Source organism: Actinomadura sp. NEAU-AAG7 (assembly GCF_018603865.1).
Classification (GTDB): Bacteria; Actinomycetota; Actinomycetes; order Streptosporangiales; family Streptosporangiaceae; genus Spirillospora; species Spirillospora litoris.
Genome location: NZ_JAHFZY010000019.1, coordinates 1 through 1,440, shown reverse-complemented (window position 1 = coordinate 1,440; position 1,440 = coordinate 1). Strand labels below are relative to the sequence as shown.

Here is a 1,440-nt window from a genome sequence, read left to right as displayed (position 1 = left end):
GATCTCGCGGGTGAAGGCGAGGACGGAGGGGTTGGAGGCGGAGAGTTCGTTGTAGGTGCCGACGCCGAAGACGGGGTGGCGTTGGCGGATTTCGATCATGGTGCGGGTCCAGTGCAGGAGGGATCCGGGGTTGTCGGCCTGGGCTTCGACGTTGACGGCCTGGTAGCCGTAGATGGGGTCCATGATGACGGGGAGGTAGAGGCGGGCGGGGTCGGCGCGGGAGAAGCCGGCGTTGCGGTCGGGGGTCCATTGCATGGGGGTGCGCACAGCGTCGCGGTCGCCGAGCCAGATGTTGTCGCCCATGCCGATCTCGTCGCCGTAGTACAGGACGGGGGAGCCGGGGAGGGAGAGCAGGAGGGCGGTGAACAGTTCGAGTTGGTTGCGGTCGTTGTCCAGGAGGGGGGCCAGGCGTCGGCGGATGCCGATGTTGGCTTTCATGCGGGGGTCTTTGGCGTATTCGGTGTACATGTAGTCGCGTTCGTCGTCGGTGACCATCTCCAGGGTGAGTTCGTCGTGGTTGCGGAGGAAGATGCCCCATTGGCAGTTGGTGGGGATGGTGGGGGTCTGGGCCATGATCTCGGAGATGGGGTAGCGCTGTTCGCGGCGGACGGCCATGTAGATGCGGGGCATGACGGGGAAGTGGAAGGCCATGTGGCATTCGTCGCCGCCGCGGGCGGGGTCGCCGAAGTAGGCGACGACGTCGGCGGGCCATTGGTTGGCCTCGGCGAGTAGGACGCGGTCGGGGTAGAGGCGGTCGATCTCGGCGCGGACGCGTTTGAGGTAGGTGTGGGTTTCGGGGAGGTTTTCGCAGTTGGTGCCCTCGCGGGCGTACAGGTAGGGGACGGCGTCCAGGCGGAATCCGTCGATGCCCAGGTCGAGCCAGAACCGCAGGACCTCCAGCATGGCGTCTTGGACGGCGGGGTTGTCGTAGTTGAGGTCGGGTTGGTGGGAGAAGAAGCGGTGCCAGTAGTACTGGCGGCGGATGGGGTCGTAGGTCCAGTTGGAGGTTTCGGTGTCGATGAAGATGATGCGGGCGTCGGGGTAGCCGGTGTCGGTGTCGCTCCAGGTGTAGAAGTCGCCGTAGGGGCCTTGGGGGTCGGTGCGGGAGGCGTGGAACCAGGGGTGGGCGTCGGAGGTGTGGTTCATGACCAGGTCGGCGATGACGCGGATGCCGCGGGTGTGGGCTTGGTCGATGAGGTCGACGAAGTCGCCGAGGTCGCCGAAGTCGGGGAGGATGGTGGTGTAGTCGGCGATGTCGTAGCCGCCGTCGCGCAGGGGTGATTGGTAGATGGGCAGCAGCCACAGGCAGTCGATGCCCAGCCATTGCAGGTGGTCGAGTTTGTTGATCAGGCCGCGCAGGTCGCCGTAGCCGTCGCCGTTGGAATCGGCGTAGCCCCGGACCGACACCTCATAGAACACCGCCGTCTTGAACCAATGCGG

Annotated in this window: 1 protein-coding gene; it reads right to left on the bottom strand. The window is 65.8% G+C overall.

The features are described 5' to 3' along the window. Positions 1-1,440, bottom strand: a 1,440-nt coding sequence (gene treS / locus KLI87_RS39570; RefSeq protein ID WP_214621090.1) for a maltose alpha-D-glucosyltransferase, incomplete at both ends; no start/stop codon positions are given.